This window comes from Pseudomonas sp. NFIX28 (assembly GCF_900107395.1).
Classification (GTDB): domain Bacteria; phylum Pseudomonadota; class Gammaproteobacteria; order Pseudomonadales; family Pseudomonadaceae; genus Aquipseudomonas.
This window is the reverse complement of the sequence record NZ_FNPW01000004.1, coordinates 48,018-73,111: the sequence shown is the minus strand read 5'-3', so window position 1 is coordinate 73,111 and position 25,094 is coordinate 48,018. Positions and strand designations below refer to the sequence as shown.

The 25,094-nt window shown below is 62.2% G+C and carries 27 protein-coding genes; 10 read left to right on the top strand and 17 right to left on the bottom strand.

The window, feature by feature from the left end; all coding sequences use genetic code 11:
* Positions 1 to 574 precede the first annotated feature (574 nt).
* The 4 genes from BLV20_RS09075 to BLV20_RS09060 form a co-directional block, all read right to left on the bottom strand.
* A complete protein-coding gene (locus BLV20_RS09075; RefSeq protein WP_092300012.1) occupies positions 575 to 1,906 on the bottom strand; it encodes a deoxyguanosinetriphosphate triphosphohydrolase in 1,332 nt (443 codons plus the stop codon).
* Positions 1,907 to 2,131: 225 nt separating this feature from the next.
* Complete coding sequence (locus tag BLV20_RS09070; protein ID WP_092300008.1) at positions 2,132 to 2,473, bottom strand: hypothetical protein; 342 nt, start codon at positions 2,471 to 2,473, stop codon at positions 2,132 to 2,134.
* Complete coding sequence (locus BLV20_RS09065; protein ID WP_092300005.1) at positions 2,470 to 2,856, bottom strand: phage holin family protein; 387 nt, start codon at positions 2,854 to 2,856, stop codon at positions 2,470 to 2,472. The genes BLV20_RS09070 and BLV20_RS09065 overlap by 4 nt, the downstream gene beginning before the upstream one ends.
* 1 nt (position 2,857) lies before the next feature.
* Positions 2,858 to 3,172, bottom strand: coding sequence for an ElaB/YgaM/YqjD family protein (locus BLV20_RS09060; protein WP_092300002.1), 315 nt, complete (start codon positions 3,170 to 3,172; stop codon positions 2,858 to 2,860).
* Positions 3,173 to 3,503: 331 nt separating this feature from the next.
* Here BLV20_RS09060 and BLV20_RS09055 point away from each other — a divergent pair, with 331 nt between their 5' ends.
* Complete coding sequence (locus BLV20_RS09055) at positions 3,504 to 4,712, top strand: ammonium transporter (RefSeq protein WP_092299999.1); 1,209 nt, start codon at positions 3,504 to 3,506, stop codon at positions 4,710 to 4,712.
* Positions 4,713 to 4,757: 45 nt separating this feature from the next.
* Here BLV20_RS09055 and BLV20_RS09050 read toward each other — a convergent pair whose 3' ends face one another.
* Positions 4,758 to 6,716 (bottom strand): monovalent cation:proton antiporter family protein, encoded by a 1,959-nt coding sequence (locus BLV20_RS09050; protein ID WP_092299996.1) that lies wholly within the window; start codon positions 6,714 to 6,716, stop codon positions 4,758 to 4,760.
* A gap of 211 nt (positions 6,717 to 6,927) precedes the next feature.
* Here BLV20_RS09050 and BLV20_RS09045 point away from each other — a divergent pair, with 211 nt between their 5' ends.
* The 4 genes from BLV20_RS09045 (at position 6,928) to BLV20_RS09030 (ending at position 9,059) form a co-directional block, all read left to right on the top strand.
* A complete protein-coding gene (locus BLV20_RS09045; protein WP_092299993.1) occupies positions 6,928 to 7,164 on the top strand; it encodes a glutaredoxin family protein in 237 nt (78 codons plus the stop codon).
* 112 nt (positions 7,165 to 7,276) lie between these two features.
* Positions 7,277 to 7,705 carry a S24 family peptidase gene (locus BLV20_RS09040; RefSeq protein ID WP_092299990.1) on the top strand — a complete coding sequence of 143 codons (429 nt, stop codon included), beginning with the start codon at positions 7,277 to 7,279 and terminating at the stop codon, positions 7,703 to 7,705.
* 55 nt (positions 7,706 to 7,760) lie between these two features.
* Complete coding sequence (locus BLV20_RS09035; RefSeq protein WP_007923266.1) at positions 7,761 to 8,081, top strand: hypothetical protein; 321 nt, start codon at positions 7,761 to 7,763, stop codon at positions 8,079 to 8,081.
* Positions 8,082 to 8,168: 87 nt separating this feature from the next.
* On the top strand, positions 8,169 to 9,059 hold the full coding sequence (locus BLV20_RS09030) for a pseudouridine synthase (protein WP_092299988.1): 891 nt from the start codon (positions 8,169 to 8,171) through the stop codon (positions 9,057 to 9,059).
* A 77-nt stretch (positions 9,060 to 9,136) separates the two neighbouring features.
* On the opposite strand, the gene BLV20_RS09025 is transcribed toward BLV20_RS09030, so the two are convergent.
* Positions 9,137 to 9,358, bottom strand: coding sequence for a YgdI/YgdR family lipoprotein (locus tag BLV20_RS09025; RefSeq protein ID WP_007923269.1), 222 nt, complete (start codon positions 9,356 to 9,358; stop codon positions 9,137 to 9,139).
* A 71-nt stretch (positions 9,359 to 9,429) separates the two neighbouring features.
* Positions 9,430 to 10,038, bottom strand: coding sequence for a molybdenum cofactor guanylyltransferase MobA (gene mobA / locus BLV20_RS09020; protein WP_092299985.1), 609 nt, complete (start codon positions 10,036 to 10,038; stop codon positions 9,430 to 9,432).
* A 79-nt stretch (positions 10,039 to 10,117) separates the two neighbouring features.
* Between mobA and moaB the strand changes: the two genes are divergently transcribed.
* Together moaB and glp are read left to right on the top strand one after the other, a co-directional pair.
* The gene (gene moaB / locus BLV20_RS09015) at positions 10,118 to 10,657 is read left to right on the top strand and encodes a molybdenum cofactor biosynthesis protein B (protein ID WP_007923271.1); all 540 of its coding nucleotides are present in this window, start codon (positions 10,118 to 10,120) and stop codon (positions 10,655 to 10,657) included.
* A 22-nt stretch (positions 10,658 to 10,679) separates the two neighbouring features.
* Positions 10,680 to 11,867 (top strand): molybdopterin molybdotransferase MoeA, encoded by a 1,188-nt coding sequence (gene glp / locus BLV20_RS09010; RefSeq protein WP_371914305.1) that lies wholly within the window; start codon positions 10,680 to 10,682, stop codon positions 11,865 to 11,867.
* A 58-nt stretch (positions 11,868 to 11,925) separates the two neighbouring features.
* Here the strand turns inward: glp and BLV20_RS09005 are convergent, their stop codons facing one another.
* On the bottom strand, positions 11,926 to 12,189 hold the full coding sequence (locus BLV20_RS09005; protein ID WP_092299979.1) for a hypothetical protein: 264 nt from the start codon (positions 12,187 to 12,189) through the stop codon (positions 11,926 to 11,928).
* Positions 12,190 to 12,413: 224 nt separating this feature from the next.
* On the opposite strand from BLV20_RS09005, the gene yegS reads away from it, so the two are divergent.
* Positions 12,414 to 13,316, top strand: coding sequence for a lipid kinase YegS (gene yegS / locus BLV20_RS09000; protein ID WP_092299976.1), 903 nt, complete (start codon positions 12,414 to 12,416; stop codon positions 13,314 to 13,316).
* On the opposite strand, the gene BLV20_RS08995 is transcribed toward yegS, so the two are convergent.
* The 3 genes from BLV20_RS08995 to BLV20_RS08985 all read right to left on the bottom strand — a co-directional run bounded on the left by BLV20_RS08995 (position 13,313) and on the right by BLV20_RS08985 (position 15,830).
* Positions 13,313 to 13,972: a response regulator gene (locus tag BLV20_RS08995; RefSeq protein ID WP_092299973.1), complete on the bottom strand. Its 660-nt coding sequence runs from the start codon at positions 13,970 to 13,972 to the stop codon at positions 13,313 to 13,315. The two genes, yegS and BLV20_RS08995, sit on opposite strands and share 4 nt — an antisense overlap.
* Positions 13,969 to 14,862, bottom strand: coding sequence for a sensor histidine kinase (locus BLV20_RS08990; RefSeq protein ID WP_092299970.1), 894 nt, complete (start codon positions 14,860 to 14,862; stop codon positions 13,969 to 13,971). The genes BLV20_RS08995 and BLV20_RS08990 overlap by 4 nt, the downstream gene beginning before the upstream one ends.
* 500 nt (positions 14,863 to 15,362) lie before the next feature.
* Positions 15,363 to 15,830: a hypothetical protein gene (locus BLV20_RS08985; protein WP_092299968.1), complete on the bottom strand. Its 468-nt coding sequence runs from the start codon at positions 15,828 to 15,830 to the stop codon at positions 15,363 to 15,365.
* A gap of 567 nt (positions 15,831 to 16,397) precedes the next feature.
* On the opposite strand from BLV20_RS08985, the gene BLV20_RS08980 reads away from it, so the two are divergent.
* Together BLV20_RS08980 and BLV20_RS08975 are read left to right on the top strand one after the other, a co-directional pair.
* A complete protein-coding gene (locus BLV20_RS08980) occupies positions 16,398 to 17,333 on the top strand; it encodes a chemotaxis protein CheV (protein WP_092299965.1) in 936 nt (311 codons plus the stop codon).
* Positions 17,334 to 17,432: 99 nt separating this feature from the next.
* Positions 17,433 to 18,236, top strand: coding sequence for an MOSC domain-containing protein (locus BLV20_RS08975; RefSeq protein WP_092299961.1), 804 nt, complete (start codon positions 17,433 to 17,435; stop codon positions 18,234 to 18,236).
* A 79-nt stretch (positions 18,237 to 18,315) separates the two neighbouring features.
* Here the strand turns inward: BLV20_RS08975 and BLV20_RS08970 are convergent, their stop codons facing one another.
* From BLV20_RS08970 to atuC, 6 genes are all read right to left on the bottom strand, one after another.
* A complete protein-coding gene (locus BLV20_RS08970) occupies positions 18,316 to 18,600 on the bottom strand; it encodes a pyrimidine/purine nucleoside phosphorylase (RefSeq protein WP_007930001.1) in 285 nt (94 codons plus the stop codon).
* A gap of 81 nt (positions 18,601 to 18,681) precedes the next feature.
* The gene (locus tag BLV20_RS08965) at positions 18,682 to 19,224 is read right to left on the bottom strand and encodes a 3'-5' exonuclease (protein WP_092299958.1); all 543 of its coding nucleotides are present in this window, start codon (positions 19,222 to 19,224) and stop codon (positions 18,682 to 18,684) included.
* Positions 19,225 to 19,293: 69 nt separating this feature from the next.
* A complete protein-coding gene (locus BLV20_RS08960) occupies positions 19,294 to 21,255 on the bottom strand; it encodes an acetyl/propionyl/methylcrotonyl-CoA carboxylase subunit alpha (RefSeq protein WP_092299954.1) in 1,962 nt (653 codons plus the stop codon).
* 72 nt (positions 21,256 to 21,327) lie between these two features.
* The gene (locus BLV20_RS08955; RefSeq protein WP_092299952.1) at positions 21,328 to 22,125 is read right to left on the bottom strand and encodes an enoyl-CoA hydratase/isomerase family protein; all 798 of its coding nucleotides are present in this window, start codon (positions 22,123 to 22,125) and stop codon (positions 21,328 to 21,330) included.
* Complete coding sequence (gene atuD / locus BLV20_RS08950; RefSeq protein WP_092299950.1) at positions 22,122 to 23,279, bottom strand: citronellyl-CoA dehydrogenase; 1,158 nt, start codon at positions 23,277 to 23,279, stop codon at positions 22,122 to 22,124. Before atuD ends, BLV20_RS08955 begins: the two co-directional genes overlap by 4 nt.
* Positions 23,280 to 23,474: 195 nt before the next feature.
* A complete protein-coding gene (atuC, locus tag BLV20_RS08945; RefSeq protein ID WP_092299947.1) occupies positions 23,475 to 25,091 on the bottom strand; it encodes a geranyl-CoA carboxylase subunit beta in 1,617 nt (538 codons plus the stop codon).
* Positions 25,092 to 25,094 lie beyond the last annotated feature (3 nt).

Below are 25,094 nucleotides of genomic sequence, written 5' to 3'. Positions count from 1 at the left end.
GTTTGAGCACAGGTACTTGGCCTGTTTGCTATTTGTTCTGCCGCCGATCATTCGGCGGGGTGCCATGAAAGGGGAACGATCGGTCGAGGGGTGAAATTAATCAGCTGCGGTTCGAGACTAGCGGAAACGTTAAAGTTGATTTGTACGGAATTTGTAATCGCGGTGAAGGTGCCATGGCCCTTGTGGAACAAGGGTTTGGCGCGAGAGGTGGGCAGATGTGTCGAAAGGTAAAGGTAGGATGTTTTACTTCTGTCGTTAACGATCTGTTTAATTCACGACTAGTTTGGTTGGTTGTTCGGCTATCTATATCGGTCAATGTCGATATTTATAGAGTCTGTGCTCCAGGCGCTGAAGGCTGCTTGAAAATGCGTGAACTGGAGGCTGCCCGGCGAACGAAATTAAGTTGGCAAGCACTGTCGAGCAGTGTGTGGCAGGCGACTGATCAAAGTTGAAGTAAGCGTTGTGCCGGCTGGATATCCGGCGAGCAGACTAGGGGAATCCCTTAGTTGCCGCCTCGGGATAAATCGCTCGAACGGCCACCTCGACAATGCGCAGGTGGCCGTTTGGCGGCGGGTCATTGCGGGCTGGAACGCCCGGTCATTTCCCGGGCCATCTCGCTGGCGTAGCTGTCGGTCATGCCGGCGATGAAGTCGATCATCCGCAGGAAGGAGGCATGCAGCGAGCCGTTCGGGTCCGGCGCGTTGTTGCCCAGCAAGTCGAGGATCCGCCGGTTCTTGAACGACGGCGTGCGCCCGCCGTGCTGCTCCAGCGCGGCGCCACAGAACGAGTTGAGGAGGATTTCCAGGGTGGTGTAGGCGCCGATCTCGTGCAGGGTCTTGCGCTTGTCCTGGAAGATTTTCTTGCGCGCGATGTCCTTGGCATTGAGCACGCAACGCTTGGCCGGGCCATGCATGTGTTCCACCAGGTCGCCTTGCAGGGTGCCGCTGAGCAGGGCGTCCTGCTGTTCGACAAAGGCCCGGGCGGCGGCGTTGGTCAGGTGTTCGATGGCCTTGCCGCGCAGGATCGCCAGCTTGCGCCGGCGCGAGTCCCGCGGGCCGAGCTGGCGATAGGTTTCCGGCAGGTCGTCGCCCACCAGCCCGAGCAGCAGCGACTCGACTTCGGCATAGTCGAGCAGCTCCATCTCCAGCCCGTCCTCGAGGTCGATCAGGGCGTAGCAAATGTCGTCGGCGGCTTCCATCAGGTACACCAGCGGATGACGGGCCCAGCGTTGCTCCTCGAGCTGCGGCAGGCCGAGCTTGTTGGCGATCTGTTCGAGCAACGGCAGTTCACTCTGGTAACAGCCGAACTTGTGTTTCTTGTAACCCAGGGAGTCGGCATGGCGCGCCGTCCAGGGGTATTTCAGGTAGGTGCCGAGGGTGGCGTAGGTCAGCCGCGTGCCGCCGTCGAACTGGTGATATTCCAGTTGGGTCAGTACCCGGAAACCCTGGGCATTGCCTTCGAAATTGAGGAAATCATTGCGCTCGTTTTCGTGCATGGCGTCCAGCCAGCCACGCCCGGCGGCCTGCTGGAACCAGTGGCGGATGGCGTCTTCGCCGGAATGGCCGAATGGCGGGTTGCCGATGTCGTGGGCCAGGCAGGCCGATTGCACCACCATCCCCAGGTCGCTGGGTTCGCACCACTCGGGCAGGGCGTCGCGAATGGTCTCGCCGACCCGCATGCCCAGGGAGCGACCGACACAGCTGACTTCCAGGGAGTGGGTCAGGCGCGTGTGGATGTGGTCGTTGCTGGAAACCGGGTGCACTTGGGTCTTGCGGCCCAGGCGGCGGAAGGCGCCGGAGAAGATGATGCGGTCGTGGTCTTTGTGGAAGGGGCTGCGGCCCAGTTCTTCGGGGCTGTACAGCGGTTTTCCAAGGCGTTCGCGGGTAAGCAGGGTATGCCAATCCAAGGCGGGTCTCTCCGTCGAATGACTGATGAGCTAGCTTCCCGGTTCGCGCCAGCGCCTGCAAGCACAACGAGTCGAATGGCTGCGCGGGCCGCACCGGCCGCTAAATGGACCTTGTCGATCCTGGCGCGGCGCTGAACGGCAGGCACAACCCGACCTCAGGCCAGGGAGGTCGGGTGCGCGGCTATTTCAGGCGTGATTACAGCAATGCAGCCAGATAGCGGCCGCTCATTGCTTGTTCGAAGGGCCTTGCATGATCAGTTTGATCAGCGGCAACAGGCCGGCGCTGAGCCGCACCAGCCGGGCGAAGCTCTTGACGCTGCCGCTCTTGGCGCCTTTGCCGGTGAGAAAGCCCAGCAGGGTCACGGCGGCCACGCCCCACAACGGCGCGTGCTTGATGCCGAAGCCCTGTTGCCAGCTCTGGCCAATGCCACGGACCCGCTGCAAGGGGCGCAGCAGGTGCTGGGATTCGTGGCGGATTTCCTGACGGTGCATTTCCATGCGCAGGCGGATCAGCGCCTTGCGCATCTCGCGCCGGGAACTGTTGGGCGGGATTTCCGGCAGGTTCATGGCAGCAGGCGCTCCCTGTCGTTGGACAGCTCTTCAAGGGTGGCGTGGAAAGGCGAGGACTCATCGAAAACCGCGGCTTTCAGGCGCAAGGCGCAAAACAGCGCGGCCAGCGCATAGAAGATGCAAAGCCCGATGATGGCGGCCAGGCGATAGGTGTCCCAGAACAGGATCAGAACCATCGTCGACAGGCCTACCAACAGCAGCAGGGCGAATACCAGGGTCAGCCCGGCAAACAGCAGCAGGCTGACGGTCCTGGCCTTCTGTTCCTGCAACTCGATGCCGAACAGCTCGACGTGGCTGTGCAACAAACCCAGGAACGCCGCGCCCAGGCGCCGCGGTGAGGCGCCTTGACTCGTGGTGGAGGTGGATTCATCCATGGCCATATCAGCGCCGGGTGGCCAGCAGGCCGATCAGGAAACCCACGCCTGCGGCGATGCCCACCGCTTGCCAGGGGTTGTTCTGCACATAGTCTTCGGTGGCGGTGACCGCTGCCTGGCCGCGTTCGCGCAACGATTGCTCGGTCAGTTGCAGGGTTTCGCGGGCGCGCAGCAGGCTGTCGTGAATCTGGTTGCGCAATTGGTCCGCCTGGTCGCCGGCCAGGCTGGCGGTGTGTTCCAGCAGACGTTCCGTGTCACTGACCAGTGCCTGAAAGTCCGCCATCAGTGTTTCTTGGGCTGTATCGGTGGTTTTGCTGGCCATGATTATCTCCGTAGTGGCGTTCTGAATGGTTCGAGTATGAGCCTTGCGCGAAGGTTCAGTGCAATTGTCTGGTACAGCTTTTGCTTTGTACTGGTGCGTAAACACGGGTGGTTGCGCCGAAAGCGCGCAGGATGCGCTGCATGGCAGGTAAAAACCTACCCTAAAAAATCAACACTTATGGAAACACCCCCGAGCGATACATCCCCTCGAAAAAGCCTCGCGCCAAAATGGGTCGTAATCCGTGGGTCGACAAGACCCTGGGTGCCAAGTTGGTGCAAAAAAACGCTCGAGCGGCTCGTGGATAATTCCTGCTACCAGGTCTGCCCATTCCATGGAAAATCTGCAAAGCGCTGTGGACACACTGGTCCATGGTTCCAACACCCTGTTCATCCTTATCGGTGCAGTCATGGTTCTGGCCATGCATGCCGGCTTCGCCTTCCTGGAAGTCGGCACGGTCCGCCAGAAAAGCCAGGTCAACGCCTTGTCGAAGATCCTCAGCGACTTCGCGATCTCGACCCTGGCCTATTTCTTTATAGGCTATTGGATCTCCTACGGCGTCAGTTTCCTGCAACCGGCGGCGGTGATCAGTGCCGACCACGGCTACGGGCTGGTGAAGTTTTTCTTCCTGCTGACCTTCGCTGCTGCCATTCCGGCGATCATTTCCGGCGGCATCGCCGAGCGTGCGCGGTTCGTTCCGCAGCTCTGCGCCACGGCGCTGATCGTGGCCTTCATCTATCCCTTCTTCGAAGGCCTGGTGTGGAATGGCAACTACGGCCTGCAAGCCTGGCTGCAGGCGAACTTCGGCGCCAGCTTCCATGATTTCGCCGGCTCGGTGGTGGTGCATGCCATGGGCGGCTGGCTGGCATTGGCCGCGGTGCTGTTGCTCGGGCCGCGCAACGGCCGTTACCGCGACGGCAAGCTGGTGGCGTTCGCGCCTTCGAGCATCCCGTTCCTGGCCTTGGGGTCGTGGATCCTGATTGTCGGCTGGTTCGGCTTCAACGTGATGAGCGCGCAGACATTGCAGGCGGTCAGTGGGCTGGTGGCGGTGAATTCGCTGATGGCCATGGTGGGCGGCACGGTGGCGGCGCTGATCGTGGGGCGCAACGACCCGGGCTTCCTGCACAACGGCCCGCTGGCCGGGCTGGTGGCGATCTGCGCCGGCTCCGACCTGATGCATCCGGTGGGCGCGCTGGTCACCGGGGCGATCGCCGGCGCGCTGTTCGTCTGGTGCTTTATCGCCAGCCAGGCCCGCTGGAAGATTGACGATGTGCTGGGTGTCTGGCCGCTGCACGGACTGTGCGGCGTGTGGGGCGGTATCGCCTGCGGGATCTTCGGCCAGAGCGCCCTCGGCGGCCTGGGCGGCGTCAGCCTGATCAGCCAGTTGATCGGTACCGGCCTGGGCGTGCTGGTGGCGCTGCTCGGCGGCTTCCTGGTGTATGGCTCGCTCAAGGTGCTGTGCGGCCTGCGCCTGACCCAGGAGCAGGAGTATTACGGCGCCGACCTGTCGCTGCACAAGATTGGCGCGGTCAGCCAGGACTGAGCCCGTGCGGCCCAGGCTGGAATCTCCGGCCAGGGCCGCCGATGATCATTGACCGCCGAGCAGGCGCGCCTCCGACGCTTCGATGGCCGCCAGCGGGCCGGACATCAACACCGTGTCGCCGGCTCGCAGCAGGGTGCTGCCTGCCAGTTCCAGATCGCGGCCATCGCGCTGCACGCCTTGCACATCCACGCCCAACTGTTCCAGCGCCAGCTCGCCCAGGGGCCGGTCGCAGGCGTGGGCGGCGCTGCCGAGATTGACCGCATGCATCAGCATCCGCGGCTGGCCGCGATTGTCCAGCAGGTCGGTCTGTGCGCCGTGGTAGAAACCATGCAGCAGGCGATAGCGGTTGTGGCGCACTTCATCGACCTTGACCTGGACCTGGTGTTCCGGCAGCCCGAGCATCACCAGCGCATGGGACGCCAGCATCAGGCTCGACTCCAACAGCTCCGGCACCACTTCGCTGGCGCCGGCGGCTTTCAGTTCGGCCAGCTGGCTGTCGTCCCGGGTGCGCACCAGGATCGGCACGTCGCCGTTGATCTGGCGTGCGCTTTTCAACACATTCAGGGCAATGTCGGTCTTGTCCACCGCAATCACCAGCAACCGCGCGCGCTCCAGGCCGACCGCGGCAAGCAGCTCGGCGCGCCGGGAGTCGCCGTAATGCACGCCGCTTTCGCCGGCCGCGGCTTCCTGGACCCGTACCGGGTCGTCGTCCAGGGCAATGAAGCGTTGCTGTTCACGGCGCAGGAAGCGGCCAATCGACTGGCCGACGCGGCCATATCCACAGATCACCACGTGCCCCCGCAGCCCGGCGTTGAGCGCGCTGATCTCTTCCAGGTGGGCCTCCTGGTTCGGCTTGCGGTGCAGGCGTGCGGCAATGCCCGGGGCCGCACGCAGCAGCAGGGGCGTCAGCAGCATCGAACAGAAAGTCGCGGCCAGCAGCAGGCCGCTCAACTCGGCCGGCATCAACTGGCTCTGCTGCATCTGCGCCATCAGCGCAAAACAGAACTCGCCCCCCTGGGCCAGGGCCAGGCCGCTGCGCCAGGCCGTCTCGCCGTCGCTGCCGCGCAGCTTGAGCAACAGCGCTACCACCGCGCCCTTGATCAACATCAGGGCCAGGGTCAGGCCGAGGATCAGCAAGCCGTGGCTGGCGAACAATTGCAGGTCGATCAGCATGCCGATGCTGACAAAAAACAGCCCCAGCAGAATGTCGCGGAACGGCCGGATATCGGCCTCGATCTGGTGCCGGTAACGGCTTTCCCCCAGCAGCATGCCGGCCAGGAAGGCCCCCAGGGCGGGGGACAGGCCGAGCAGGTGGGTCAGCCAGGCGGTCAGCAGGACGATGACCAGGGCCAGCAACACGAACAGCTCGGCGGAGCGCGAGGCGGCCACCTCGTGGAACAGCCGTGGCAGCAACCAGCGGCTGGCCAGCGCCAGGCCGAAAAACAGCACGACCGTCTTGCCCAGGGTCAGCGGCAGCGCCCAGTACCAGGCTTGCGCCGTGTCGCCGGCGAACACCGGCACCAGGGTCAGCAGGAGCACTGCCACCACGTCCTGGAACAACAGCACGCCAATCGCGTTCTGCCCGTGGCTGCTGAAGATTTCCCCGAGGCTGGTCAGTTCCTTGCTGACGATGGCGGTGGAGGACAGCGCCAGGCCCGCGCCCAGCAGCAAGGCCGGAATCGGCGGCCCGCCCGCGAGGATCAACAGGCTGCCGAGGATGGCGCCGCTGCACAGCACTTGCAGGCTGCCCAGGCCGAATACTACTTGGCGCAGGGCGAGCATCTTCGAAACGGAAAACTCCAGCCCGAGGGAAAACAGCAGGAACACCACCCCCAGTTCCGCAAGGTGAGGCAGGTTTTGGTTGTCGTTGACCCAGCCGAAGGCGGTCGGCCCCACCAGCAGGCCCACGCACAGGTAACCCAGCACGGGGGGCAGGCTCAGGCGCCGGAACAGGGCAATCACCACCAGGGATGAGGCAAGGATGATTAGCAGATTGGCGAACACAGACATCTCCGGAGGGGGCGGGTGGTATGACAGAGCGTAGAGGCAAAAAAAGCCGCGAGGGTCGCTCAACCGAAAGTGACTGGCGCTGACCTGCATCAGTTTTTTGCTGGAATGTTCGCCGCTGACTGGTCGTACGGTGCTGCGTTCATCGGTCGACGGCTTTTTCCAGCGGGCCTAGAATAAGCGCCTATCTCTCTTCGGTCTGTATGTTATGCCTCCTGAATGTCAGCTGTTCGGCACCCTGGGCTGCCACCTGTGCGAACTCGCCGAGGCGGAATTGATGCCGCTGGTGGAGCACGGGCTGATGGTCGAGCTGGTGGATATCGCGGAAGACGAAGCCCTGTTCGAGGCCTACAGCCTGCGTATTCCGGTCCTGCGTCGGGTGGATAACGGGGCCGAGCTGGGCTGGCCGTTCGATGTCGAGCAGGTGGTGGCCTTCCTGCGCTGAACCGGCTGGCGCTGCACGGCGCTTTCCGTTTGTCGCCCTTCGCTGCAATCCCTTGGCGGGATCCCGATTATTCGGTTACTGTATATGCATACAGTTATCGGGATGGTTCGTCATGTCTCTCACAATCCTGGCCCGCGCCGAGCGTCTGCAACACCTTTCGCCCGAGCATGCGGAGCGCGGCGCGTTGGCTGCCGGGCTCACGTTTGAAGGCGGTTTTTCCCTGGATCGCACGGTGGGTCTTGGGGCTCCGCAAATTCGCGCGGTGCTGGTGGATGACGACAGCCTGCTGGGTTTTGGGATCTACCCCGGCGACCGGCTGATCGTCGACCGTTCGGCGACGCCGGCGGTGGATCAGTACGTGGTGGTCCATCTCGATGGTGAAGACGCCTATGGCGTGCGCCTGCTGGCTCCCGACCCCAAGGGTGGGCTGCTGCTCAAGGCCGCGCGACCTTCGATCGCCCCGATCCCGCTGGACGATCGGGATTCGGCGCAAATATGGGGCGTGGTGCTGTGGGTCGTCAGTTATGTTGGCCGTGGCTGATGTCGATGTGCAGGGCGTGTGCTCAGTGGATGATGAGAGGGTAGAAGGACTGATGATGGTCAATGTCGAACAATTGAAGAGCAGTGTGAACCGCATGTCCGCCGATGTGGTGCGCGAAGCGGTACTCGAGTTGCGCCTGGATGGCCTGGTCACGGAAGGCAAGACCCCGTTCAACAAGCTGCATTTCAATACCTGCTTTGCAGAAATAGAAGCCTTGTTCCAGCGGGCCGGTTATCACCGGCAACTGGACGTGGTGGGTTACCAGGGGCTGTTGTATGCCCTGTATGACCCGGCCCGCTGGGAGGCGGTCGATGTGTTGCGCTGGTTGAAGGAGTTCACCGATGCCGCCGCGCAAGCTGGCGTAGCCCGCGCTTAGTCGTTGCGTCCCGAGGGGAAACTCTCCTAGGTTCCCCGGGACCCATGTTGGATAATGCCGCTCTGCATTGTCCGTTCGAGCTTTTGTATGTCCTCCGTACCGTTTTCTGCCGCACAGCATCAGGCCAGCACCCTGTACCTGCCTCCCGGTTCATGGCCAACCGTCCTGGACTGCCTGTGCGATCACTTCAGTACCATCAGCCGCGAGCAGTGGTTGAGTCGGATCGCTCGTGGCCGGGTACTCGATGGACAGGGCATGCCGATCAGCATCGACCTGGCCTACCGCGAAGGCCTGCGCATCCATTACTTCCGGGAGGTGCCCGACGAAAAGGTCATCGCGGTGCAGGAGTCGATCATTCATGTCGACGAACATTTGGTGGTGGCGGACAAGCCGCATTTCCTGCCGGTTACCCCGGCTGGGGAATATGTCGAGCAAACCCTGCTGCGACGCCTGATCCGCAGCCTGGACAATCCCCACCTGGTGCCTTTGCATCGCATCGACCGGCATACGGCGGGCCTGGTGCTGTTTTCGGCCAATCCGCAGAGCCGCTCGGCCTATCAGTCGCTGTTTCCGAGCCGCAGGATCGACAAGCGCTACGAGGCCATCGCCCCGGCCTTGCCGGGTCTGGAGTTCCCGCGTGTGCATAAAAGCCGCCTGGTCGACGGTGAGCCTTTTTTCCGCATGCAGGAAGGGCCCGGCACGCCGAATACGGAGACGGCGCTGGAGGTCCGGGAAAAGAACGGTGACCTCTGGCGTTATGGGCTATATCCGGTGACCGGTAAAAAGCACCAGTTGCGGGTGCATATGAGTGCGCTGGGGGCGGCGATCTGCAACGACCCGTTCTATCCCGATGTGCTCAAGGATGTCGAAGACGATTACGCCCATCCGCTCAAATTGCTGGCTCAAGGATTGCGCTTCATTGACCCGCTGACAGGAGAAGAGCGCGATTTCGAGAGTCGGACCACCTTGCAATGGTAATTCCGCTGGTCAATGACCCGCAGAAACGATAAAGCCCGCGAAAGCGGGCTTTATGCATTTAAGGCTGTAACGGTGGATTACAGCTCTTTTACGGTACGGACCTGATCTTTGTTGATGCGAGTCTGTTTGCCGTCCAGTTGTTCGAACTCGTAGAAGCCGGAGTCCTCATCGTATTTTGGTGTATCGACGGCCTGGATTTCGCGACCGTCATTCAGGGTGATCACAGTAGGCGATGCGCAACCGGCGAGAGTGGCAAGGCCCAGTGCGAGCATGAGAGTGGCGAGAGTCCGCTGAATCATTATGTGTCTCCGAGATGAATACTTTTAGTTGCTGTGCTTGAGACGTATACAACGCCTGCAAGTTCCTTGAGTTAAGGGCATTCTGACACGCCGTGCTGCTGGCTTAACAGCTCTGGTGTATTCAGATTAGCCAATCGGGGATCGTTTGCCGGACATTGCAGCGCCTGAGCGTCCAACCCACGCATGATACGTCCGGGGCTGCGTTCGCCGTTCTGCCAGGCACTGTCGAAGGTGCCGAGCAATGCGCGCGGAATGATACACAGCAAGGGTTCCCAGTGCTCGCCATGGCGCAGCATCAAGGGTTTTTCCGGGTTTTGGGCGGCGCTTTGTCGCATGGCTTCGATCAGTTGTGCATCGATGCGTGGCACATCGCAGGGCAACACCAACAGTTGGGCATGCCGGGCGGCGGCCAATCCGGCACGGATGCCTGCCAGGGGCCCAGGGAAGTCATTGTTCTCGTCCTGCACCAGTTGATCGGCGAAGGGTGCGTACTGCTGCCGATTGCGGTTGCAGGAAATGATCAGGTCATCGCTCAGGCCGCGGGTCAGTCGATGCAGGTGGGCGATCAATGGCTGGCCCTGCCACTCGATCAACCCCTTGTCCCTTCCACCCATACGTTGGCCGCGCCCACCGGCCAGGAGCAGAATGGAACAGGGTGGTAAATCTGTGCGCGAGGTCATGGCACGTCTCCACAGAGGCGGTCAAAGAGAGCGCTGTGATATAACACCGGGCTGTTTCTCCTACAACTGGATCGAGCCTATGAAAGCCAAGGCTGATGTACCTTTCGCTCCCCTGAACATCGCGGTGCTGACCGTCAGTGATACCCGCACTCTGGAAACCGATACCTCCGGCCAGGTCTTCGTCGATCGTCTGAGCGCCGCCGGCCATAACCTGGCTGCACGCGTCCTGCTCAAGGACGATCTCTACAAGATTCGCGCGCAAGTGGCGACCTGGATCGCCGACGATTTGGTCCAGGTGGTTTTGATCACCGGCGGCACCGGTTTCACCGGCCGTGACAGTACCCCGGAAGCCGTGTCTTGCCTGCTCGACAAACAGGTCGACGGTTTTGGCGAATTGTTCCGTCAGATCTCGGTGGCCGATATCGGCACTTCCACCGTGCAGTCCCGGGCTCTGGCCGGCTTGGCCAACGGCACGTTGGTGTGCTGCCTGCCAGGTTCGACCAATGCGGTGCGCACCGGTTGGGACGGCATCCTGGCCGAGCAGCTGGATTCGCGGCACCGTCCGTGCAATTTCGTTACGCACCTGAAACAGGCTGCGCCTTGTGAATCCCGTGGATAAGCCGGGCAAGACCGGTGCCTTGATGCCGGTCGAGGCTGCATTGGCCCGTTTGCTGGAGATGGCCGAGGCGACTCCTGTTCTCCAGCGCGAGCGGCTGCCACTGGCGGGCGCGCAAGGCCGAGTGTTGGCTGACGATTTGATCTCCAGCCTGGATCTTCCGCCCTGGCCCAACAGCGCCATGGACGGTTACGCCTTGCGTAGCGCAGATTGGCATGGCGAGCCCCTTGTCGTCAGCCAGCGTATCTTCGCCGGCCAGGCGCCCGAGCCGTTGGCGCCTGGCACCTGTGCCCGCATATTCACCGGCGCGCCGGTCCCGGCGGGAGCCGACTGCGTGGAAATGCAGGAAAACGCGCAGGTTCAAGCCGATGGGCGGGTGGCGTTTACCGAGCCTATGCGCGTTGGGCAAAACATTCGTCCGCAAGGCCAGGAAACCACGGTCGGCGAATGTGTCCTGGCGGCCGGCACCCAGTTGGGGCCGATCGAGCTGGGGTTGGCTGCGTCTTTGGGTTGCGCCCAGCTTGATGTGGTGCGCCGAGTGCGGGTCGCTGTGCTCTCAACCGGCGACGAATTGATAGAACCTGGGCAGGCGCTGGGTCCTGGGCAAATCTACAACAGCAACCGTGTCCTGCTGTGCAGTTGGTTGCAGCGCCTGGGCTGTGAAGTGGTCGATGGCGGAATCCTGCCGGACGACCTGCCCACCACCCGGCGTCGCCTTGCCGAGTTGGCAGATGTCGACCTGATTCTTTCCACTGGCGGTGTGTCAGTGGGCGAGGCGGACTTCCTGGGCATTGCGTTACGAGAAGAAGGCGAGCTGGCTCTCTGGAAGCTGGCGATCAAGCCTGGCAAACCGTTGACCTTCGGGCATTTCCGCGGTGTGCCGGTGATCGGCCTGCCCGGTAATCCGGCTTCGACGCTGGTGACCTTTGCCTTGCTGGCCCGGCCCTATATCTTGCGGCGCCAGGGAGTAAAAGAGCTGCAACCCTTGCAGTTCCAGGTTCCGGCTGGGTTTGCCTGGTCCAAACCGGGTAACCGGCGGGAGTACCTGCGTGGTCGCCTGGAGCAGGGCAGGGCAGTCATCTACCGGAACCAGAGTTCCGGGGTGCTGCGCAGTGCCGCCTGGGCTGAGGGCTTGGTCGAGGTGCTGGAAGAGCGAACGTTGGTCGAGGGCGATTGGGTCAACTTCATCCCATTGAGTGAAGTCCTGGGCTGACTCCCGGGGAGGCGGACCAGGTCGGCATGGCCGGGTCTTGCCTCCGGAAAGCTGTCTATCAACGCAGCAGCAAAAGAATCAGCAAGCCAAAACGGCTGTTCAGGCCCCAGGACAGAAGCGCCGATAAAAAACCGGCGTAAGCCAATACCCAGGCGAACTTCTTGAGCAAGGCATGAAGCCGGCTGCCTACCTTGTGCTCGCGGTCATGGGAATGCGCTTGATGGGCGCTCAGTTCCGGATGTTTGCCGGGGGTGAGCAGGATGCTTCCTTCAAGCCGGTTGAGCGTGGAGTTCGAGCTTTCATAGCATTTCTTGTCATCCATGGTGTTTCGCTTCCCTGTTTTGAGGCGTCGTTTGCCTGCCCCCAACATTCTCCGATTGTCTGTTTCGGGTCAATTCAGGTGATTCTCAATCTGCGGTCAGAAAAGTTACCGCCAGTCAGCAGCTGGGCTGGCAGGACACATTGATTGCATCCCGGTCGGACTTTTTCTCACCGGGTGAAGGTCAACATCCTTCAATGGCCCTCGAATGACAGGAGTGATGAGCGATGAGCGAACGCAAGGCGATGCTGATATTGCACGGCAAGCAGGCTCTCAACGAAGAAGTGCGCGACGCCGTCGAGCGCAAGCGTGAAGAGGGCTGGGAGCTGGCGGTCCGCCTGACCTGGGAAGCCGGCGATGCCCAGCGCCTGGTAAATGAGGCACTCGCAACCGGCTATATGCATCTGGTCGCGGGAGGCGGTGACGGCACCCTGCGAGATATTGCCGAGGCCATGGCGGCGCAGGCCAGCGATGCCAGCCTGGTGCTGCTGCCGCTGGGGACGGCCAATGATTTTGCGCGGGCGGCTGGCGTTTCCTTGTTGCCTCATGAGGCTTTGAACCTGCTCGATGTGCCAGCCCGGGCGATCGACCTCGGCGAAGTCGGTGGCCAGGTGTTTCTCAACATGGCCACAGGCGGGTTCGGCAGCCAGGTGACGGCCAATACCTCTGAGGATCTGAAAAAGATTCTGGGGGGCGCAGCCTATCTATTCACCGGGTTGTCGCGCTTCAGCGAACTGCATGCGGCGTATGGCGAATTGCAGGGGCCGGATTTCCATTGGCGCGGCGATTTGCTGGCCCTGGGGATCGGTAATGGGCGTCAGGCCGGCGGTGGTCATCTGTTGTGCCCTGAGGCAATAGCCGATGACGGGCTGCTGGATGTCAGCATTCTGCCGGCTCCCCAGGAGCTGGTGGGTACCTTGAAGGATCTGCTGGCTGGCGGCTGGGGGATCGACAATATGTTTGTGCGTACGCGCCTGCCGTGGATTGAAATCAAGGCCTCCGAAGGTTTGGATATCAATCTTGACGGCGAGCCTCTGCAAGGCGAGAACCTGCGTTTTCGCGCGCTCCCAGGGGCATTGCGGGTGCATTTGCCGGAAGACTCCCCGCTGCTGGGGGCTTCGGCGCCTTAATCGTCGAGGCTGATGATCTGTTCGCGCACGGCAAACAGGACCAGGCCGGCCACGTCATAGATTTGCAGGCGTTTCATGATCTGCGAGCGGTGGGTTTCCACGGTCTTGATGCTCAGGCCCAGCCCGTGAGCGATTTCACGGGTCGACTTGCCGCGTACGATCAGGCGCAGGATCTCCAGCTGGCGTGCGGTCAGGTTATGGGTTTCGACCGGTTCCGGATGGGGCTTTTGCACGCGGATCAATGCCTGGTTGATCACCGTATGGGCAATGGCCGGGCTCAGATAACGTTCGTTGTTGCGTAAGGCGTCGAGCGCGTGCTCGAGCTCGTTGGCGGTGGTGTCCTTGAGCAGGTAACCATGAGCGCCGGACTCCAGGGCTTGCATGATCAAGGCCGGGTCGGTGTGCATGGAGAGAATCAGCACCTTGCTTTGCGGATGCACCACCTTGAGCTTCTTCAGGGCTTCCAGGCCGCCAATATCCCTCATGGAAATATCCAGCAGGATAATGTCTGGCGACAGCCTCTCGACCATCTCCAGCACTTGTGCGCCATCGTTGGCCTCACCGATCACGGCATAGCCAGGAATGTCCATGACCAGGGCACGCACGCCAGCCCTGATGAGCGAGTGGTCATCCACCAGAAGTAAATTGCAGGTCAATGTAAAACCTTATTCGTACTGGCCCGTTCGAGTGCGCGAGGCGCCCAGGGGAAAAGTGCTTCGATTTGTGTGCCCTGGTCGGGCTGGCTGGAAACCTTCAGGGTGCCACCCAGTTGTGCAATTCTCTCCGACATGCCGGCCATGCCGCGTTGTCCTTGTTCGCCAGGATTGGGGGCAGGAGAAAAGCCACGGCCATCGTCGCTGATCAGCAGCGAAAGCCCTTCGGGAAGGCGTTGCAGGCGTACCAGCAAGTTGTCCGCCTGGGCATGGCGCAGCATGTTGGTGACGGCTTCCTGGGTGATGCGGAAGGCGGCCACCGCCATTTCCTCGGGAATGCCAGCCAGCCGCTGCTTGCATTCCAGGCTCCAGTGCACGGAAGTGTTTTCCAGAGTCTTCAGCAAGTGGGCTCGCAAGCTGGCTTCCAGGCCCAGGCTGGCCAGCTGCCGGGGATTAAGGATCGCCGAGACGTCGCGTACCTTGGCCAGGGTTTCTTCCAATGTGCCTTGGAGCGTCGTGCAATGCTGCTGCAGATCTTCCGGCAGGCGGCGCTTCAGCCATTCGCTTTGCAACTTGGCGGCGGTCAACAGTTGGCCAATATCATCATGCAGTTCACGACTAAGCCGATGACGTTCGTTCTCCTGGACTTGCAGCAAGCGGTCCGCCAGTTCCTGAGGTTCGAACTTGATCGATTTGCGCGAGTTGCCGTAATAGACCCAGACGCTGGCGAGGGCCGCCAGGTTCAGGATCAGCAGGCTGAGAGGAACGGTAGTCGACAGGCAATAGGCGAGCAGACTTCCAAGTGCCGAGCATGAGCACAGCAACAGGTTGAGCCAGCGCAGGTTTATTCGAGAAAGAAGTCGGGTGGCGGTTGACTTGAGGCTGGCGTACATAGCAGATGGAGCCAATGAATGTTCGCTGCGGGAAGACCGGTCAAGGCAACTGACAGGCCCCGGTTTGGAAAACGGTATTGTTTGAGTATGCGGCTTCAATTAACGCGGTCTATTCGTTGGGAGCAAGCCTTGCACTGATCGGGTGTGTAACAAGATCAATCTGAAGTCACAGTGCCATTAAGTGCTTCGTCTTATGGGTGGGCATAGTACCAGCTTAGCTACCGTTGGTCGCGCCTCCATATATGTCCGGCAGGTCAGGAATATTACCTTTTGGGACGTATGTTCCGATTCGCTTGTTTTAACGGGTGCCCCTGAAACAGGGCCTATCGCGCCTGGAGATCATGGATAGGCGTAATTCAGGACATTGGGAGTCTGAATGCGGGTTTTGTTAGTTGCGTTAGTTGTACTGTCGTTAACAGGCATGAAACATTGAATAACGACATGACGCGCGTCAATGTCACAACATATCTAACAGCTGAAGTTAAGAATTAACGACAGGCTTATGCGTTTCTCTTGGCGATTGAAAAAACGTTGAACGAATTCTGTTGGCAGGACGGAGGCACGTGCAGAGGATCGATTTGCACGGCAAGGGATTCGATGAGAGTGGCTTGTTCAGTGCCATCGAGGTTCAGTTGGCCGGTCACGGGGTCGACCAGTTCAAGCTGCCAGGCCATGAGGCTGAAGCAATCGCCGAGAGTGTCGAGGATCTGTTCGTTCATGTCCGGATGAGGATCGGAATGACCCAGCAGCGCATGAACCTGGCGCGAGAATTCGGCGGTGCTGCGTAGCGCCAGCGCCTCGGTTTTCTCGGCAAGTTTGAGCAGCATGGACAGCATGCAATTGATGGCGTCCTGATCATTCTTGATCAGGTTGAGATGGTTCAGGCACTCAACCGACTTTGCCAATAGTGCTTCTGCTTCAAGCAGAAAGTCGGGTGACTCGTGCCACTCTTTATTGTCGATCAGCATGCTTTTCTCCACGACGCCACGTCAGATGATGGAATGGTCCGTTTTGTGAGCGACTTTAAGGTAGTACGCCGAGTATGCCGTGGGATATAAGACGATTCTGATTGGTTCTTTATGAACGAAGATGGCGTGCCGGTGTTTAGTCCGATCTTCTCCGAGACTGCCCGATTGCAGGCGGTAGACCGCTGGGCACGGTGTATCGGCAACGCTTGGACAGCGGAGGCGGTAGGGCTTGAACAGGCACCAGGCCATCTTCCTGCGATCACAAACAAAAGCCTGACTCCATTCATGCAATGAGAATGGCGTCACATTAATGGCTATTGGATATTGCGAATATCAGGTTGGTCCTGATTGCTGCTAAGGGATTCCCTTATAAGGGGGAACCAAGCGCCGTATTTGAGGTCGCGGCGGGGGGGGGAAGGTGCGGATGAAATCGCGAAGCCAGTAAAGCATGATGTTAATGTGACATCAATGCCTTTGCATGGCATTTTGTACGCAGGTCAAGATTCGGTGGATTGTGCCGATAACCTTCGTTAGTGAATTCATCAGAACAAGCCCAGGAGTCATTACATGGCCGGCATTCTCGACACGGTAGATCAACGCACGCAACTGGTGGGTGAGAATCGCCTGGAAATCCTCATGTTCCGCCTGGCCGGGCGACAGCTGTTCGCGATCAACGTGTTCAAAGTGCAGGAAGTCCTGCAACTGCCGAAGCTGACCCTGATGCCCCAGCGCCACCCGTTTGTCTGTGGCGTGGTCAACCTGCGGGGGCAGACACTGCCGGTCATCGACCTGTCCCAGGCGATCGGCATGCGCCCATTGGTGCCAGGTCCCAACAGCACCATTATCGTCACCGAGTACAACCGTTCGGTGCAGGCCTTCCTGGTGGGCGGCGTCGACCGCATCGTCAACATGAACTGGGAAGCCATCCTGCCGCCACCGACCAGTGCCGGACGCCAGCATTACCTGACGGCGATCAGCAAGGTCGACGATCAACTGGTCGAGATCATCGACGTCGAGAAAGTCCTCGCCGAAATCGTCCCGTACAACGCCAAAGTGTCGCGCGACAAGCTCGACGACCCGGTGCTCGAGCGTGCCCGTGGCCGTGAAGTGCTGTTGGTGGATGACTCCAACGTAGCGTTGTCGCAACTGCGCGACACCCTGGGCCAGTTGGGGGTGAAGATGCACATTGCCAGCGATGGCCTGAAGGCGCTGAAGATGCTCAAGGCCTGGGCCGATACCGGCGTCGACATGACCGACAAGTTGCTGATGGTATTCACCGACGCCGAAATGCCGGAAATGGACGGCTATCGCCTGACCACCGAAATCCGCAACGACCCTCGCCTGCGCAGCCTTTATGTGGTGCTGCATACCTCGTTGTCGGGCAGCTTCAACGAGTCGATGGTGAAGAAGGTCGGTTGCGACAACTTCCTGTCCAAGTTCCAGCCGGACAAACTGGTCGATGTGGTGCGCCAGCGCCTGATGCTGGACGAAGTCCCCGCCTGACGGGAGTCATGGCCGGGGCGCCGCCTGTGTGGCAAGTGCTTCTTTGATTCGCGGACCGGCTCGTATAAGGTTGCTTTTTTTGCCAACCGGGAGCTGGCCATGCGTCTCAGCGCGCTTTATCGATACCCCTTGAAGTCCGGCAAGGGCGAATCCCTGCAACAGGTCGCGCTGGACAAGCTGGGGCTGGAGGGCGACCGACGCTGGATGCTCGTCGATGAGCCCAGCGGACGCTTTTTGACCCAGCGCGCGATCCCGCAGATGAGCCAGATTTCGGCGCTGTGGAATGCCCAGGGTGGGCTGACCCTCAGCGCTCCCGGCTACCCATCCCTCGATGTGCCCTTGCCTGGTGCGGATGCCCCGTTGCGTGGCGTGACCATCTGGCGCGACACGCTGCGCGTGCCGGATGCGGGCGCCGAGGCTCATGCATGGCTGAGCGATTTCATCGGCAAGCCCACCCGCCTGGTGCAGGTCCCCCTGGACCGCGCGCGTACCACCCAGGCCGGTTATGGCAAGGATGACGACCAGGTGGCTTTTGCCGACGGTTTTCCGCTGCTGCTGATCGGCGAATCTTCCCGCGCGGATCTGTCCAGCCGTGTCGGGCGCCCTCTGGAGATGCTGCGCTTTCGCCCCAACCTGGTGATCGAGGGCTTCCCGGCGTACGCCGAGGATGGCTGGAAGCGCATCCGCATTGGCGATATCGAGTTCCGCGTGGTCAAGCCTTGCGCGCGCTGCATCCTCACCACCATCGACCCGCAGACCGGCGAGCGCAGTGCCGATCGGGAACCGCTGGCCACGCTGCAGCAGTATCGGGCGCAAGGAGAGGGGGCGATGTTCGGGCAGAACCTGGTGAACGACGGCATCGGCCGGCTGGAAGTCGGCATGCCGGTGACCGTGCTGGAATAAGTCGGCGGCGCGCCAAATAAAAATGCCCGTATCGCGAGATACGGGCATTTTTATTGCCGACCAGCAGTCCCCAGTGGGATCAGCCGCGGTATTCGCACAGGTAGGCGGTGTCGACGGCAACCTTCAGCTGGAACTTGCTGTTGGCAGGAACGTTGAACTGGCTGCCGGCGGCAAAGGTTTCCCAGTCGTTGCTGTCAGGCAGCTTGACGGTCAGGGCGCCGGAAACCACGTGCATGATTTCGCGTTGGGCCGTGCCGAACTCGTATTCGCCCGGAGCCATGACGCCAATGGTGGCTGGACCTTCGGCCGTGCCGAAGGCAATCGACTTGACGGTGCCGTCGAAGTACTCGTTGACTTTAAACATGGGCGATTCCTCAAAAAGGGGTCAAAAAGGCCGGCCAGTATGCACAAGGCCTTCAGATGCGTCACCTGTTGCGCTGACGGATCAAGCGGGAAGAATCAGAGGCAATAAACGCGCCGTATTGCGGGCATCTTCCAGGGCGCGATGCTGCTGGCCGGTGAACTGCAGCCCGGCGAGTTGCAGCGCGCCGTTCAGGCCCAGCGGGCGTTCGAGGCGGCGGGCCTTGGCGAAGCGTTGCTTGAGGTTCATGTGCGGCAGCTGGGCGAGGGCACTGTGCAGTTGCGAGCGTTGCCACTCTTGCAGCAACTGCTTGCGATCGTAGTCGCCCCAGCTGGCCCAGCCCTCCAGGCGGGCATGATGCTGGCCCAGCCAGCGTTCGAACAGCGGCCAGACCTCGCTCAACGGCTGGGCGCCGTCGATCTGGGCCTGGGTGATGCGGGTCAGTTCACGGCAGAACGGGGTCAGCATCGGCCGCCGCAGCGGGCGCACGAAACGCTGGAAATGGTCCAGTTCACGTCCTTCGCGGTTCACCAGAGTGGCGCCGATCTCGATAATTTCCATGTCGGTCAGCGGCCAGCCTCCTTCGTCCGTGGTGGCTTCCAGATCAATTACCAACCAGTGGGGCATCACAGGCTCCAGCTTCAACATCCCGATGAGGCTTGAGCGTAGCCAAACCCGACGTATCCGCCTAGCGGCTTATTCCACCTCCAGCAGCACCTGGCGGTTTTTCACCTGGTCGCCGAGGTTGACCTGCAGCCGCTTGATCACGCCATCGATCCCGGCCTTCAGCGGATGCTCCATTTTCATTGCCTCCAGGACCAGCAGCAGTTGGCCCTTGCTGACGGTCGCCCCCTCGCTGACCAGCACGTCGACAATGGCGCCATCCATGGGCGCCTTGAGCGTGCCGCTGCGGGCACCGGCCTGGCTGGTGACCGGCGCGTGGGTCAGGTCTTCAAGGTGCAGGCTGCCAGGGCGGGTAAAGAGCCAGAGCTGCCCGGCCTCCAGGGTGTAGGCGTAGCGACGGCGGATGCCGTCGATGATTGCGCAAGCCCAGCGGCCATCCGCTTCCAGCAGCTCTACCTCGAAGCATTCGTCGGCGTGCTGGATCTGCAGCGCCCCGGCCTGCTGGTTATTCACTTCCAGGCTCCAGGCGTTGTCATTCGTGCCCAGGCGATAGTGCAGCGGCACGCTGGCATTGTTGCGCCAGCCGGCCAGCGCTGCGCCGTGGCGGTGGGCCGCGTGCCGGTAAAACAGCGCCGTGGCCAGGGCCAGTTCGGCGCTGCTGGGTGGCTGCGGGTGCAGGCTGGGGTCGTCGGCGAAATGTTCGGCGATAAAGGCGGTGCTGAATTGGCCACTGGCAAAGCCGGGATGGCGCAGCAGGTTCGCCAACAGTTTCTGGTTGCTCGCCACGCCTGTCAGCACCGAGTCCTCGACCGCGCGCAGTAGCTTGCGGCGCGCCTCTTCGCGGGTGGCGCCGTGGGCGATGAGCTTGCCCAGCATCGGGTCATAGAACGGGCTGATGTCCTGGCCTTCCAGCAGGCCGTGATCGATGCGTACTTCGGCGCCTAGGGCCGGTTCCCAGCGCCGGACCCGGCCGGTTTGCGGCAGGAAACCCTGCGCCGGGTCCTCGGCGTACAGCCGCACTTCGATGGCATGGCCCTTGAGCTCGACCTGTTCCTGGCGCAGGGGCAGCGGCTGCCCGGCGGCCACTTGCAGTTGCAAGGCCACCAGGTCCAGGCCGGTGATCATCTCGGTGACCGGGTGTTCGACCTGCAGGCGGGTGTTCATTTCCAGAAAGTAGAACTGCCCCCGCGCATCGAGCAGAAACTCCACGGTGCCGGCGCCCACATAATTCACCGCGCGGCCGGCCTTGAGGGCGGCCTCGCCCATGGCCTGGCGCAGCTCGGCGGTCATCACCGGGCAGGGCGCCTCTTCGACGACCTTCTGATGGCGGCGCTGGATCGAGCAATCGCGCTCGCCCAGGTAGATCAGCTGCCCGTGGCGGTCGCCGAACACCTGGATCTCCACATGCCGCGGTTCGATCAGCGCCTGCTCCAGAATCAACTCATCGCTGCCGAAGGCATGCAGCGCCTCGGAACGCGCGGTGCGTACCTGCGCCAGCAGCTCGTCGGCCCGCTGCACCAGGCGCATGCCACGTCCGCCGCCACCGGCGCTGGCCTTGATCATCAGCGGGTAGCCGATGCGCTCGGCTTCGCGTTGCAGGGTCGCATCGTCCTGTTCCGCGCCTTGATAGCCGGCGATGCAGGGCACGCCCGCGGCGAGCATCGCCAGCTTGGACTGGCGCTTGCTGCCCATCAGTTCGATGGCCTCGGCGCTGGGACCGATAAAGGTGATGCCGGCGGCCTCGCAGGCGCTGGCGAACTCGGCGTTCTCCGACAGAAAGCCGTAGCCGGGGTGCAGCGCATCGGCGCCCGTGCGCCGCGCCGCGTCGAGAATCGCCTGGCTGTCCAGGTAAGACTGCTGGACCGCTGCCGGGCCGATGCGCACCGCTTCGTCGGCCATCCGCACATGCAGCGCATCGGCGTCGGCGTCGCTGAACACCGCCACCGTGCGATAACCCAAGGCTTGGGCGGTGCGCTGGATACGGCAGGCGATTTCACCGCGGTTGGCGATCAGGATTTTGCTGAAGGCGGGCATGGGGTGGTTCCTGAAGTCGGTGGTGTCTGGTTGGGCGTTTCACGAGCGAGTTCGCTCCTGCACGGATGTGCTTTATGAGGCCCACGCCGGTTTGCGTTTTTGCACGAAAGCCATGGTGCCCTCGATGCCTTCGGCGCCGGTAACGGCGGCGGCGAACTGCTCCGCCGCGCGATCGAGCAGGGGCGCCAGCAGTTCTTCGGCACTGGCCAGCAACAGCGCCTTGGTCGCGGCGTTGGCCTCGGGCGCGCAGCACAGCACATGGGCCAGCACTTCATCGAGGCGTTCGGCCAGGGCCTCTGGGCCGTCTTCGACAAAATGCACCAGGCCCAGCCGCTCGGCTTCGCTGCCATCAAAGCGCGCGGCGGTCAGCGCCAGCCGGCGGGCCTGGGTCAGGCCGATGCGCTTGACCACAAACGGCGCGATTTGCGCCGGCAGCAGGCCGAGGCTGGTTTCCGGCATGCCGAACTGCGCCTGATGGTCGGCGATGGCGATATCGCTGACGCAGGCCAGGCCGAAGCCGCCGCCCAGCACCGCGCCTTGCAGCAGCACGATCAGCACCTGCGGGGTGTGCTGGGCTTCTTCAAGCAGTGTGCCGAACGCCCGGTTCAGTTCCTGATAGGCACTGGCGCCCTGGGCACGGGCACTGGCCATGTCTTTCAGGTCGCCGCCGGCGCAGAAGTGCCCGCCGGCGCCGCTCAGCACCAAGGCGCGAATGCCGCGGTCATCACGGACCGCCGCCAGCACCGCGCGCAGTTCGGCGACCATTTGCAGGCTCATGGCGTTGCGGCTGTCCGGGCGATCCAGGGTGATGTGCAGGACACCGCCACGGGGCGCCAGCAGCAGGGTTTCGCAGGCGGGCAGGCGGCTCATTTGCGTTTCCCCGGCAGGATGCCCATGAGTTTGCAGATGATCCCCAGCATGATTTCGTCGGCGCCGCCGCCAATCGAGACCAGGCGCACGTCGCGGTAGGCGCGGGCCACCGGGTTGTCCCACATGAAGCCCATGCCGCCCCAGTATTGCAGGCAGCTGTCGCTGACCTCGCGGCCCAGGCGCCCGGCCTTGAGCTTGGCCATGGACGCCAGGCGAGTGACGTCCTGGCCGCGCACGTACTGCTCGGTCGCCTGGTACACCAGGGCCCGCAGGCATTCGATTTCGGTGGACAGCTCGGCCAGGCGGAAGTGGATCACCTGGTTGTCGATCAGCGCGCTGCCGAAGGTCTTGCGTTCCTTGCAATATTCGATGGTGCTGTCGACGCAATATTCCAGGCCCTTGATCATGTTGGCCGCGCCGAACAGCCGCTCTTCCTGGAATTGCAGCATCTGCATCATGAAACCGGCGCCTTCGTGGCCGATGCGGTAGCGCTGGGGCACGCGCACGTTGTCGAAAAACACCTGGGCGGTCTCCGAGCTGCGCATGCCGAGCTTGTCCAGGTGCGGGCTGAGGCTGATGCCGGGGCTGTTCATCGGCACCATGATCAGCGACTTGTTGACGTGGGGCTTGTCGTCCGAGGTGTTGGCCAGCAGGCAGATGAAGTCGGCGCAGGGCGAGTTGGTGATCCACATCTTGCTGCCGTTGATCACATAGTCGTCGCCGTCCTTGCGCGCGGTGGTCTTGAGCCCGGCCACGTCGGAGCCGGCACCGACCTCGGAGACGCCGATGCAGCCGACCATTTCCCCGCTGATGGCCGGGCGCAGGAACTCTTCGCGCAACTCGTCGGAGCCGAAGCGCGCCAGGGCCGGGGTGCACATGTCGGTCTGCACGCCGATGGACATCGGGATGCCGCCGCAATGGATGGTGCCGAACTCTTCGGCGGCGACGATCGAATAGCTGTAGTCCAGGCCCATGCCGCCGAATTTCTCCGGCTTGGAGATACCCAGCAGGCCCAGCTCGCCGGCCTTGCGGAAAATCTCGTGGATCGGAAAGCGCCCGGCCTTTTCCCATGCCTCGACATGCGGGTTGATCTCGCGCTCGACAAAGTTGCGCACCGTGCGCCGCAGTTCTTCATGTTCCTGGGTGAAGATCATTTTTATTGTTCTCCTCAAGTTGAGTGACGCAATCCCTGAACCTTGTTACCGCTGTAGCCGCTAACACCGCCCTTGCGGAACTGCTCGCTGTCCCTGTAGCCGCTGCCGAAGGCTGCGATCGGCCCCGCAGGGGACGTGCTCTTGAGGCCCTCGAAGACCCTTCGGGCCTTATCGCAGCCTGCGGCAGCGGCTACATCAGAACCGTGCGACGCCGAAGCTGTTGGGCTGCAATGGGCGCACCTCGGCCTCGTGGCAGATATCCAGCAAATAGCCGAGCAGGGTGCGGGTGTCCCGCGGGTCGATCAGCCCGTCGTCCCACAGGTTGGCGCTGCCGTACAAGGCCGTGGACTGGCTGTCGAGTTTCTGCGCGGTGACCTGTTCCAGCATATCCAGCATTTGCGGGTCGGCCGCCTGGCCCTGCTTGGCGTGCTTGGCCTCGGTGACGATGCGCAGCACCTTGCCGGCCTGGGCGCCGCCCATCACCGCGGTGCGGCTGTTGGGCCAGGCGAAGATGAAGCGCGGGTCCAGGCCGCGGCCGCACATGGCGTAATTGCCGGCGCCGTAGGAGCCGCCGACCACGATGGTCAGCTTCGGCACCCGGGCATTGGCCACCGCCTGGATCAGCTTGGAGCCGTGCTTGATCACGCCTTGCTGCTCCGACTCGGTGCCGACCATGAAACCGGTGGTGTTGTGGAAAAACAGCAGCGGCGTGCCGCTCTGGTCGCACAGCTGAATGAACTGCGCGGCCTTGCTCGCGCCTTTCGGGGTGATCGGCCCGTTATTGCCGATAAAGCCGCACGGACGGCCCTGGATCTGCAGGTGGCCGCAAAGGGTCTGCTGGTCGAATTCGCCCTTGAATTCGAGGAAGTTCGAGCCGTCGGCGATGCGCGCAATGATTTCCCGGGCGTCATAGGGTTTTTTCGGGTCGTCGGGAATCAGCCCCAGCAGCTCGTCGATCGGGTACAGCGGCTCCGCATATGGCTGCGCCGGCTGCAGCGGCAGCCGGGCGTTCCACGGCAGGGCGGCAAGTATTTCCCGCACGATGCGCACGCCGTCGCCGTCGTTTTCTGCCAGGTATTCCGCGGTGCCGGCCACCTGCGCATGCATCTCGGCGCCGCCCAGTTCTTCGTCGGTGGCCACCTCGCCGGTGGCGGCCTTGAGCAGCGGCGGCCCGGCGAGAAACAGCTTGGCCTTGCCGCGCACCACCACCACGTAATCCGACAGCCCCGGCTGGTAGGCCCCGCCGGCGGTGGCCGAGCCATGCACCACGGTGATCTGCGGCAGGCCCATGGCCGACATGCGCGCCTGGTTGGCGAAACTGCGTGCGCCTTCGACGAAGATCTCCGCCGCGTAATTGAGATTGGCGCCGCCGCTTTCGGCCAGGGTCACCACCGGCAGTTTGTTTTCCATGGCGATCTGTTGCAGGCGCAGGGACTTTTTCAGACCGCTGGGGGAAATGGTGCCTCCCTTGATCGCGCTGTTATTGGCCACCACCAGTACCCGCACGCCGCTGACGTAGCCGATGCCGGCGATCAACCCGCCACCGGCCTGGCTGCCGTCCTTGTCGTCGTGCAACTTGTAGCCGGCCAGGCTCGCCAGTTCGAGAAAGGGCGCGCCGGGGTCCAGCAGCAGGTTGAGGCGTTCGCGGGGCAACAGCTGCCCGCGCTTTTCGAATTTCGCCTTGGCCTCGGCGGCCTTGGCCAGCAGGTTCTGTTCCAGTTGGCGCAGCTGCGCGATGCCGGCCAGCATCGCTTCGCGGTTCTGCTGGAACTGCGGACCGTGGGGATCGAGCTGGGACTGTATGACTGGCATGGC

What these genes read in the sequence shown, in the direction of transcription:
- BLV20_RS08955 (WP_092299952.1), bottom strand. Translation starts at nt 22,125, where the DNA reads ATGAGCCGCCTGCCCGCCTGCGAAACCCTGCTGCTGGCGCCCCGTGGC.
- atuD (WP_092299950.1), bottom strand. Translation starts at nt 23,279, where the DNA reads ATGATCTTCACCCAGGAACATGAAGAACTGCGGCGCACGGTGCGCAAC.
- BLV20_RS09040 (WP_092299990.1), top strand. Translation starts at nt 7,277, where the DNA reads ATGTCTCTCACAATCCTGGCCCGCGCCGAGCGTCTGCAACACCTTTCG.
- BLV20_RS08970 (WP_007930001.1), bottom strand. Translation starts at nt 18,600, where the DNA reads ATGTTTAAAGTCAACGAGTACTTCGACGGCACCGTCAAGTCGATTGCC.
- BLV20_RS09045 (WP_092299993.1), top strand. Translation starts at nt 6,928, where the DNA reads ATGCCTCCTGAATGTCAGCTGTTCGGCACCCTGGGCTGCCACCTGTGC.
- glp (WP_371914305.1), top strand. Translation starts at nt 10,680, where the DNA reads ATGCCGGTCGAGGCTGCATTGGCCCGTTTGCTGGAGATGGCCGAGGCG.
- BLV20_RS08960 (WP_092299954.1), bottom strand. Translation starts at nt 21,255, where the DNA reads ATGCCCGCCTTCAGCAAAATCCTGATCGCCAACCGCGGTGAAATCGCC.
- BLV20_RS08965 (WP_092299958.1), bottom strand. Translation starts at nt 19,224, where the DNA reads ATGCCCCACTGGTTGGTAATTGATCTGGAAGCCACCACGGACGAAGGA.
- BLV20_RS09060 (WP_092300002.1), bottom strand. Translation starts at nt 3,172, where the DNA reads ATGGCCAGCAAAACCACCGATACAGCCCAAGAAACACTGATGGCGGAC.
- BLV20_RS08975 (WP_092299961.1), top strand. Translation starts at nt 17,433, where the DNA reads ATGCGTCTCAGCGCGCTTTATCGATACCCCTTGAAGTCCGGCAAGGGC.
- BLV20_RS08980 (WP_092299965.1), top strand. Translation starts at nt 16,398, where the DNA reads ATGGCCGGCATTCTCGACACGGTAGATCAACGCACGCAACTGGTGGGT.
- BLV20_RS09070 (WP_092300008.1), bottom strand. Translation starts at nt 2,473, where the DNA reads ATGAACCTGCCGGAAATCCCGCCCAACAGTTCCCGGCGCGAGATGCGC.
- BLV20_RS09035 (WP_007923266.1), top strand. Translation starts at nt 7,761, where the DNA reads ATGGTCAATGTCGAACAATTGAAGAGCAGTGTGAACCGCATGTCCGCC.
- moaB (WP_007923271.1), top strand. Translation starts at nt 10,118, where the DNA reads ATGAAAGCCAAGGCTGATGTACCTTTCGCTCCCCTGAACATCGCGGTG.
- BLV20_RS09025 (WP_007923269.1), bottom strand. Translation starts at nt 9,358, where the DNA reads ATGATTCAGCGGACTCTCGCCACTCTCATGCTCGCACTGGGCCTTGCC.
- yegS (WP_092299976.1), top strand. Translation starts at nt 12,414, where the DNA reads ATGAGCGAACGCAAGGCGATGCTGATATTGCACGGCAAGCAGGCTCTC.
- BLV20_RS09055 (WP_092299999.1), top strand. Translation starts at nt 3,504, where the DNA reads ATGGAAAATCTGCAAAGCGCTGTGGACACACTGGTCCATGGTTCCAAC.
- BLV20_RS09030 (WP_092299988.1), top strand. Translation starts at nt 8,169, where the DNA reads ATGTCCTCCGTACCGTTTTCTGCCGCACAGCATCAGGCCAGCACCCTG.
- BLV20_RS09005 (WP_092299979.1), bottom strand. Translation starts at nt 12,189, where the DNA reads ATGGATGACAAGAAATGCTATGAAAGCTCGAACTCCACGCTCAACCGG.
- BLV20_RS09065 (WP_092300005.1), bottom strand. Translation starts at nt 2,856, where the DNA reads ATGGCCATGGATGAATCCACCTCCACCACGAGTCAAGGCGCCTCACCG.
- BLV20_RS08985 (WP_092299968.1), bottom strand. Translation starts at nt 15,830, where the DNA reads ATGCTGATCGACAATAAAGAGTGGCACGAGTCACCCGACTTTCTGCTT.
- atuC (WP_092299947.1), bottom strand. Translation starts at nt 25,091, where the DNA reads ATGCCAGTCATACAGTCCCAGCTCGATCCCCACGGTCCGCAGTTCCAG.
- BLV20_RS08990 (WP_092299970.1), bottom strand. Translation starts at nt 14,862, where the DNA reads ATGTACGCCAGCCTCAAGTCAACCGCCACCCGACTTCTTTCTCGAATA.
- mobA (WP_092299985.1), bottom strand. Translation starts at nt 10,038, where the DNA reads ATGACCTCGCGCACAGATTTACCACCCTGTTCCATTCTGCTCCTGGCC.